The 8,560-nt window shown below is 39.6% G+C and carries 9 protein-coding genes; 7 read left to right on the forward strand and 2 right to left on the reverse strand.

All coding sequences use genetic code 11. The features are described from left to right. The coding region (locus tag AACY61_RS04600) for an amidohydrolase (RefSeq protein WP_339610411.1) at positions 1 to 973 on the reverse strand (973 nt) is incomplete at its 3' end. Positions 974 to 1,107: 134 nt separating this feature from the next. Here AACY61_RS04600 and AACY61_RS04605 point away from each other — a divergent pair. Beyond that, entirely contained in the window at positions 1,108 to 1,788 is a 681-nt protein-coding gene (locus tag AACY61_RS04605) for an HAD-IA family hydrolase (RefSeq protein WP_339610412.1), read from the forward strand. Positions 1,789 to 1,790: 2 nt separating this feature from the next. Here AACY61_RS04605 and AACY61_RS04610 read toward each other — a convergent pair whose 3' ends face one another. Beyond that, the gene (locus AACY61_RS04610; RefSeq protein WP_339610413.1) at positions 1,791 to 2,402 is read right to left on the reverse strand and encodes an SET domain-containing protein; all 612 of its coding nucleotides are present in this window, start codon (positions 2,400 to 2,402) and stop codon (positions 1,791 to 1,793) included. Positions 2,403 to 2,582: 180 nt separating this feature from the next. On the opposite strand from AACY61_RS04610, the gene purK reads away from it, so the two are divergent. The 6 genes from purK (at position 2,583) to AACY61_RS04640 (ending at position 8,500) form a co-directional block, all read left to right on the forward strand. Then, positions 2,583 to 3,740 (forward strand): 5-(carboxyamino)imidazole ribonucleotide synthase, encoded by a 1,158-nt coding sequence (gene purK, locus AACY61_RS04615; RefSeq protein WP_339610414.1) that lies wholly within the window; start codon positions 2,583 to 2,585, stop codon positions 3,738 to 3,740. 75 nt (positions 3,741 to 3,815) lie between these two features. Then, the gene (gene purE, locus AACY61_RS04620) at positions 3,816 to 4,301 is read left to right on the forward strand and encodes a 5-(carboxyamino)imidazole ribonucleotide mutase (RefSeq protein WP_339610415.1); all 486 of its coding nucleotides are present in this window, start codon (positions 3,816 to 3,818) and stop codon (positions 4,299 to 4,301) included. A gap of 301 nt (positions 4,302 to 4,602) precedes the next feature. After that, complete coding sequence (locus AACY61_RS04625) at positions 4,603 to 5,463, forward strand: SPFH domain-containing protein (RefSeq protein WP_339610416.1); 861 nt, start codon at positions 4,603 to 4,605, stop codon at positions 5,461 to 5,463. 99 nt (positions 5,464 to 5,562) lie between these two features. Next, positions 5,563 to 5,715 (forward strand): Arc family DNA-binding protein, encoded by a 153-nt coding sequence (locus AACY61_RS04630; protein ID WP_339610417.1) that lies wholly within the window; start codon positions 5,563 to 5,565, stop codon positions 5,713 to 5,715. 122 nt (positions 5,716 to 5,837) lie between these two features. Beyond that, a complete protein-coding gene (locus AACY61_RS04635; protein WP_339610418.1) occupies positions 5,838 to 7,865 on the forward strand; it encodes a M3 family metallopeptidase in 2,028 nt (675 codons plus the stop codon). A gap of 74 nt (positions 7,866 to 7,939) precedes the next feature. Beyond that, positions 7,940 to 8,500 carry a sigma-70 family RNA polymerase sigma factor gene (locus AACY61_RS04640; protein WP_339610419.1) on the forward strand — a complete coding sequence of 187 codons (561 nt, stop codon included), beginning with the start codon at positions 7,940 to 7,942 and terminating at the stop codon, positions 8,498 to 8,500. Positions 8,501 to 8,560: the final 60 nt, after the last annotated feature.

The raw sequence follows: 8,560 nt of genomic DNA on the forward strand, positions 1-8,560 counted from the left end.
TAAAAGGTGTTTTTCTTTCGGTTATTTTTAACCCCAAGCTTTTAGTAACGGCAATGATGCTGTCTACAGCATCGGCATTATTATCGTTTGCTTTAAAATCTTCAGTATATCTGAATTTTAATTTCAGAAGGTGTTTTTTGGCCAAAGCAAACAGGTAAACTTCAATAGTTTCTTTTAACTTATTCATTTCTCTTTCTGTCCAAGTGCGAATGGTGAATCCAATTTTAGCATCACCGGCTGAAGTACCATAGGCCTCTGTTCCCAAGTTGATATATATAGGTGTTACAACCGCAAAATCCTCACGTTCGGGTTTGTTGTTTGACCATAAAGAAGCCTCCAAAAGTAGTTCAGAGACAGCCATCGCCGGATTCACACCGTGCTCAGGCTCTGCAGCATGTGTGGTCTTTCCCTTAAATTCAATCACAATACTAGTTACTGAGGCCGTAAAAGAATCTTTCTTGACTACTATTTCGTGTAACGGATATCCGGGAAGGTTGTGCAGTCCAAAAACCCAATCGGGTTTTAGCGAAGTAAATTTTTCATCTTCCAAAACAGCAGCCGCGCCGGCTCCTATTTCTTCTGCAGGTTGAAAAAGCAAGATGGCCTTCCCTTCTTTAGGTGGATTTTTAGATAACTGTTTTGCCAAACCCAACAACATGGCCGTGTGACCATCATGTCCACATTTGTGAGAGACTCCTTTGGTTATAGATCGATACTCAAAATCATTTACTTCCTCAATGGGAAGGGCATCCATATCTGCTCTTAGCATTAAATTAACCCCCTCTTTTTCACTGTCAAAAATTGCAATCACACCATAGCCACCCACAGAAGTAATGATTTTTGTTGGCTTACATTTTTCCAAAAAAGCGAGCACTTTTTTTGCCGTTTCTTTTTCTTCACCTGAGAGTTCGGGGTGGGTGTGCAATTCCTTTCGAAAGGAGATTAGTTCCTCTATTTCTTGACTCTCAAACATAGTTTAATTCTAAAAAAGCTATAATAACAAAATTGTGTGAAAGATGCTAAGAATTTATGAAATTTATAGGAAAGCTTTTTATTAATTTGTCTTTTAAGAAGCTGTTCTTTTTTACTTTTGCCAAAACCTTTTTCATGGCATTAAAAGCTGTTTTGTTTGATATGGATGGTGTGATTGTAGATACAGAGCCTCTACACCACAAAGCATATTTCCAGATGTTTTATGACAGAAACATCGAGGTGAGTGAAGCAATGTACCACAGTTTTACCGGACAATCTACTTTAAAAGTATGTCAACAATTATGTGAGCATTTTCAATTGGATGTGAATCCACAAGAATTGGTATTACATAAACGCTCAAAATTTCAGGAATTATTTATTAAAGATCCTGATCTTGATCTGATTACAGGGGTTAAAGAGCGAATAGAAGAATATCACGAAAACGGACTTACCCTAGTGCTGGCATCCTCTGCCTCTATGGGAACCATCAATGCTGTTTTTGACCGTTTTAATTTGAATCCTTTCTTTAAAGCAAAACTAAGCGGTGCCGACTTAAAAGCATCAAAGCCACATCCTGAAATCTTTATCAAAGCTGCCCAAGCCGCTGAAAAAGAAAAGCAAAATTGCCTAGTCATCGAAGACTCCACAAACGGCATTCTCGCAGCAAAAGCTGCAAATATTGCCTGCGTGGGCTATGACAGCACCCCCTCAAAAAATCAGAATTACGCGCTTGCCGACAAAGTAATCAATCATTTTGATGAAATTGCAATAACTGATTTGAAACAATGGTTTCTTGAGAAAAAAAAGCAAGTTTAAATTTACTTTGATCTGTTTAATTTCAATTTATTTTCTTCAAAATAGCAGCTTAAAATAGAAAGCATCTCCTCTTTACCTGCGGTAATTTTTTCTACTTTTTTCCACACCTCTTCAGAAATATAAGAGCGCAAGGGCTGATTTAATTTAGTAATCAATGGAAATACCGCTTTCACTTTTTCATCCCATTCTTTGTGGTATCGCAACAAATCGTCTGGATACACAATTTTTCGATCTGTGCCTTCGTCTTCGGCTTCAAAAGGTTCGGGAATATTTAAATATCCATAATCATCAGTTAGTTGCTCACCAGGATGAATATCGCGAATGGCCACTTCAAAATCATAAGCCGTGCTGATGCAATTTGCATTAAAACTGTGGTTGACATAGCGTCCAAAATCCCAGCAAAAAACAAAATTCCCTCGGTTGTTTCTGTAGGTGTAAAAGTCAAGAATTTTTTGGTATTTGGCGTCCATTTGAGAAATTTCCTGAGGTGTAAACTCCCTATCTAAAGCATCTAAAGCCCAGGTAATTGTGCCTTTTGGGATAAATTCTGTGGCTACAACCCCGTAGCCAATTTGTTTACTTATAAAACGCAATTCCGTTTTTGGAAAAATCATATATTTTTTCGGTTAGATACTAACAAAGGAAAACATTTTTTCGATTCAAAAAACAGTTGTTAAAAAATAATTTGTCTCCGATTTATCGAAAAAAAACATTCTCATTTAATGACTTTGGAAGCTAACGGAAAGTACCATTTAAAATTCCTTTTACTTATCTTTGCGCAAATAGCAAATTCAATGAATTACTTCTCATCTAATTTCACTTTAGGTATCCTCGGCGGAGGGCAACTCGGTAAAATGCTGCTTTATGAAACCCGAAAATATGACATCGCCACCAAAGTGCTCGACCCCAATGCCGAAGCTCCTTGCAAAATAGCCTGCAACACCTTTTTACAAGGCGATTTGATGGATTATGACACAGTTATTGCTTTCGCCAAAGATGTGGATGTGCTCACTATTGAAATTGAAGGCGTCAACCTTGAAGCTCTTGAAAAACTTGAAAGCGAAGGCAAAAAAGTGTATCCATCACCGAAGACACTGAGAAATATTCAAAGTAAAGCCGTTCAAAAACAATTTTATAAAAATCATCAAATTCCCACAGCACCCTTTATCGTTTTTAAAGACAAATATGAACTTCAGGAAGCCCTTGTGCGCAAAGAACTTCAATATCCTTTTGTGTGGAAAAGTGCCACAGGTGGCTATGACGGCAAAGGCGTAAGCATCATCCGCGATGCCGAAGATTTGATTCCACTGCCTGGGGGTGAATGCATTGCAGAAAAACTCATTCCCTTTAAAAATGAATTGGCGGTGATTGTGGCGCGGTCCGTTTCGGGCGAAATCAAAACCTATCCAGTGGTCGAAATGGAATTTCACCCCACTGCCAATCAGGTGGAATATGTGATTTGTCCCGCCCGCATTGATGATGCTGTCGCGGAAAAAGCCCGTGAAATAGCTATGAAAGTCTCACAAGCGATGGAACATGTGGGTCTTCTCGCTGTCGAAGTCTTCCAAACCGAAGACGACAAAATCATCGTCAACGAAGTCGCTCCCAGACCTCATAACAGTGGCCATTACAGCATTGAAGCCAGTTATACCAATCAGTTTGAGCAACACCTTAGAGCTATTTTAGATTTGCCATTAGGTGAAACCAAAAGCAAACTCGCCGGAATTATGGTCAATCTTGTGGGTGCCGAAGGCCACACGGGACTGGTTGTTTACAAAAACATCGAAAAAATCCTGGCGATGCAGGGTGTTACTCCACATATTTACGGTAAAAAAGAAACCCGCCCATTCAGAAAGATGGGGCACGTGACCATTGTCAATGAAGATATAACCGAAGCGAGAAAAATTGCTGAGGAGGTTAAGAATGCCATTCAAGTAATCAGTGTGCTATAGCAGTTTTACAGACAATCGATTAATTAAAAATATTCGGTAACTTTGAACCTTAAACTTTAAATCTTGAACCAAAGCATGAGTAAAGTAGCCATCGTCATGGGAAGCGACAGCGACCTGCCCGTTATGCAGGAAGCCGTTGACATCCTCAAAGGATTTGACATCGAAGTGGAAGTGGACATCGTCTCTGCACACCGCACTCCCGAGAAATTAGTTGATTTTAGTACCAACGCCCACAAGAGAGGCATTGCCGTGATTATTGCAGGTGCTGGTGGTGCTGCACATTTACCGGGCATGGTCGCGTCTATGAGCCCGTTACCGGTGATAGGCGTACCTGTCAAATCCAGCAACTCTATTGATGGTTGGGATTCCATACTTTCTATTTTACAAATGCCGGGTGGTGTTCCTGTCGCAACCGTTGCTTTAAACGGAGCTAAAAACGCGGGGATACTGGCTGCACAAATTTTAGGAAGCGGTGATAAATGTGTTTTGGATAAAGTTGTGGCCTATAAAGAAGGATTGAAACTGACGGTTTTGGAGAAGGGGAAGAAGTTGAAGAAGTAATTCTCCATTCCTAAAAGTCAAAAAACAGATTTAGAAATCATAAAAAATTGAGTTGCGATTTGCGAAAATTACAACATTATTGCGCCCAATGAGGCGATACGAAGTTTTGAGTTTTAGGAGACCTAAACTTTCTCATGGTTCAAAACCCTAAGAAAGTAAAATTATCTTATGATTAAGATTTTCAAGATAGAGTCTCATAAAGTGATACCCAAAAATAAAAGCCATTTATAAACACGCTATAAATTTATTTTTTGATATATTTGTGATATCATAACGATATCACTTTTAAAACTTAACAATCATGACTCAAGAAAAAATTATTACTCCCACAAACGGGTATCTTATGCTGTTTGTAAATCTGGTTTTGCTCTCAGGAAGTATTGCCGGTATTTCTATTACTAATTCACCGTGGTTTATTTTTCTTATTATTTTGTTTATTTTTCTTTCAATAGGTTTTGTAATGGTGCAGCCTAACGGATCGCGCGTTTTACTCCTTTTTGGAAAATATATAGGCACCATAAAAAAGAATGGCTTTTATTGGGTAAACCCGTTTTATACTAAAAAGAAAATTTCACTTCGTGCGAGTAACTTCGATAGTGAGCGCTTAAAAGTCAATGATAAATTAGGTAATCCGGTGATGATAAGTACTATTTTAGTTTGGCGTGTGGAGAACACTTACAAAGCTGCCTTTGACGTGGATAATTATGTTGATTTTGTAAGAGTTCAAACCGATGCTGCGGTTAGGAAATTAGCGAGTATGTATCCTTATGACAATTTTGCCGACGAAGGTTTGGACGAAGATATCACTCTACGTTCCAGCGTAAATGAGGTTAGTGAGGCTCTTGAAAAGGAATTGGAAGAACGCTTATCAATAGCCGGTATTGAAGTTTTGGAAGCGCGTATTGGTTATTTAGCATATGCTCAGGAAATTGCCAATGCCATGTTGAAACGTCAACAAGCCACTGCCATAGTTGCTGCACGCCACAAAATTGTTCAAGGTGCTGTAGGGATGGTTGAAATGGCCTTGGACGAGCTTAGCAAAAAAGGAATTGTATCGCTTGACGAAGAACGAAAAGCAGCTATGGTTAGCAATTTAATGGTAATTCTTTGTAGTGATAAAGACGCAACCCCTGTGGTCAATGCAGGAACGTTGAACCATTGATGGTATAAATAAAAATCACCTTGATACGGTTGGGAATCGGCCTCTTTTGTAACCGTCTTTTCGGAATGCACTTTTTGAGAGGCACAAAAATCGATAACTATGTCTAAAAAGAAACCCTTTGCACTACGTGTAAATGAAGATATGATGAAAGAAATTGAAAAATGGGCAGCAGATGAGTTTCGCAGTACCAATGGGCAAATTGAATGGATGCTGATGGAATGCCTAAAAAAACACAATCGAAAACCTAAATAAAAGTTAGCAAACCTCTTACTCCTAAAGATTCAAAATTGAATCAAGAAAGGGGTAAATTTTTCAAATCATTAACCAAATTCGATAACTGCTTTTGTAAATTTGCTTTTCAAAAAACCTGAATCATGCAAGAGCAAAATCCTTTATTACAGTCTTTCGATACCGCACCCTTTTCCAAAATAAAAAACAAACATTTCAAACCCGCTTTTGAGCAAACTATCGCAGATGCCAGAGCTGAAATAGATGCCATCACAGGAAATGCAGATGTGCCCACTTTTGAAAACACCATTGAACCCCTGGAATTTGCCGGGCAGCAACTCGACCGGATATCGAGTATCTTTTTTAATTTGAATTCGGCTGAGACCAATGATGAGATTCAAGCGATTGCGCAGGAAGTTTCGCCATTGCTTTCAGAATTTGGGAATGACATTACCCTTAATGAAGCCTTGTTCAAAAGGGTAAAAACGGTTTATGAGAATCGCACCGACCTCGATTTAACCACAGAGCAAAAAACATTACTGGATAAAAAATACAAAAGCTTTTCCCGCAACGGCGCCAACCTGCCAGAAGATAAGAAGCAGCAACTACGCGACATCGATAAACAACTCGCCAAACTAAAACTTACTTTCGGTGAAAACGTCCTCGCCGAAACCAACAAATACACCCTACACATCACAGATGAAAAAGACCTCAGCGGCTTACCGGACCACGCCAAAGAAGCCGCAGCTCAAACTGCTGAGGAAATAGGCAAAGACGGCTGGGTCATCACCTTACAATACCCGAGCTACATTCCGTTTATGACCTATGCCGACAACCGGGAGTTACGCAAAAAACTCGCTATCGCCTTTGGTGCCAAAGGATTTCAAAATGACGAACTCGATAACCAGAAAAATGTGCTGCAAATTGTGAAGCTGCGTCATGAAAGAGCACAATTATTAGGATATAAAACCCACGCCCATTTTGTTTTGGAAGAACGCATGGCTCAAAGTCCGCTAAAGGTAGAAAGTTTCCTTGAAGAATTACTGGAAAAAGCAAAACCGGCTGCTAAACGGGAATTTGAAGAACTTTCCGTTTTCGCGAAAAAAATGGGTAGCATTGACCAACTCCAAAAATGGGACAGTGCTTATTACACAGAAAAATTAAAACAAGAACGTTTTGACCTCGATGACGAAAAACTAAAACCGTATTTCAAACTGGAAAACGTGATCAACGGTGCGTTTACCATTGCCGAGCGTTTATTCCAGTTAAAATTTACGGAGGTGTTTGATATTGACACCTATCATGAAGATGTAAAAACCTTCCGCGTAAGCGACACCAAAGGGCTTGATGTCGCACTGTTTTATGCCGATTTCCATCCACGGCCGGGGAAGCGCAACGGAGCATGGATGACTTCTTACAAACCGCAATATATCAAGAAAGGAAAAAATGAGCGTCCGCATATTTCCATCGTTTGCAATTTTACAAAGCCTTCCAAAACCAAACCGTCGCTCCTGACATTTAATGAGGTGACCACTTTGTTCCACGAGTTTGGGCACGCCTTGCACGGCATGCTTGCAAACACCACCTACCCAAGCCTTTCGGGTACGGGAGTCTTTTGGGACTTTGTAGAATTGCCCAGCCAGGTAATGGAAAACTGGTGTTATGAAAAAGAGGCATTGGAACTATTTGCCAGACATTATGAAACAGGCGAAACCATCCCAATGGAACTGATTGAAAAAATCAAGGCTTCCGCTACCTTTATGGAAGGGATGCAAACCCTGCGACAATTGAGTTTTGGCTTGCTTGATATGGCCTGGCATGGTAATGATCCGTCTAATATCAGTGATGTAAAAGCCAAAGAACAAGAGGCTTTTGCAGGCACCAATTTTTATCCTGATGTCGCTAAAAACTGTATGAGCACTTCGTTTTCACATATTTTTCAAGGGGGTTATTCGTCAGGATATTATTCATACAAATGGGCCGAAGTACTGGATGCAGATGCTTTTGCTTACTTTTTGGAAAAAGGGATATTTGACTTGGAAGTAGCAGCCAAATTCAAGGAACACGTCCTTTCCAAAGGCGGCACAGAACACCCCATGGTATTGTACAAACGCTTCCGCGGAAAAGAGCCCAATCCTGAGTATTTATTGAAACGGGCGGGACTTTTGGATTAACGATTGAGTAATTTTGATTTTTGATAGAGGTATAAAAGTCTAAAATTTCTACATTTACAAAAAAAGTCTTGGAACTGTCAAAACACAAAATAGATACAGCTCAATGGGTAGATCGTTATGCAGATTACCTGTTCAATTATGCTATCACCCGTGTAAATAATTCTTACATCGCTGAAGAGTTAGTGCAAGAAACTTTTGTTGCTGGTTTAAAGGCAATGAAAAATTTTAAAGGGGAAGCAACTGAAAGAACCTGGCTAATTTCCATACTGAAAAGAAAAATCATTGACCAATACCGAAAAAACAACTCTAAAAAAGGACAAGCCGAAGTGCGAATGGATTTCAGCAATGCCTCAGACCAAGAGGGTGACTGGCTCGAAGAAAAAGTAGAAGATATGGCAACAATGAACGCTGAATCTCAATTTGAAAATCAAGAGCTTGGCCTTGCCATTGAAATTTGCCTTGAAAAACTACCATTGAAACAAGCAGAAATTTTTAAGAGAAAAACCATTTTGGAACAAGAAACCGAAACTATTTGTAAGGAACACGACATTACTGCGTCCAACCTTTGGGTGATTATTCACCGAGCCAGGGTGCAGTTGATGCAATGTTTAAATGACGATTGGTTTAAAAATTAGAAAATGAAGCACAAATTATTCATAAGCTGTGAAGAAGCTGCCCACCGCATAGACAAAGCT

The organism is uncultured Planktosalinus sp. (assembly GCF_963973675.1).
In the GTDB taxonomy this organism is placed as follows: Bacteria; Bacteroidota; Bacteroidia; order Flavobacteriales; family Flavobacteriaceae; genus Planktosalinus.

Coding starts and splice junctions, on each gene's coding strand:
- AACY61_RS04605 (WP_339610412.1), top strand. CDS start 1,108: ATGGCATTAAAAGCTGTTTTGTTTGATATGGATGGTGTGATTGTAGAT.
- AACY61_RS04610 (WP_339610413.1), bottom strand. CDS start 2,402: ATGATTTTTCCAAAAACGGAATTGCGTTTTATAAGTAAACAAATTGGC.
- purK (WP_339610414.1), top strand. CDS start 2,583: ATGAATTACTTCTCATCTAATTTCACTTTAGGTATCCTCGGCGGAGGG.
- purE (WP_339610415.1), top strand. CDS start 3,816: ATGAGTAAAGTAGCCATCGTCATGGGAAGCGACAGCGACCTGCCCGTT.
- AACY61_RS04625 (WP_339610416.1), top strand. CDS start 4,603: ATGACTCAAGAAAAAATTATTACTCCCACAAACGGGTATCTTATGCTG.
- AACY61_RS04630 (WP_339610417.1), top strand. CDS start 5,563: ATGTCTAAAAAGAAACCCTTTGCACTACGTGTAAATGAAGATATGATG.
- AACY61_RS04635 (WP_339610418.1), top strand. CDS start 5,838: ATGCAAGAGCAAAATCCTTTATTACAGTCTTTCGATACCGCACCCTTT.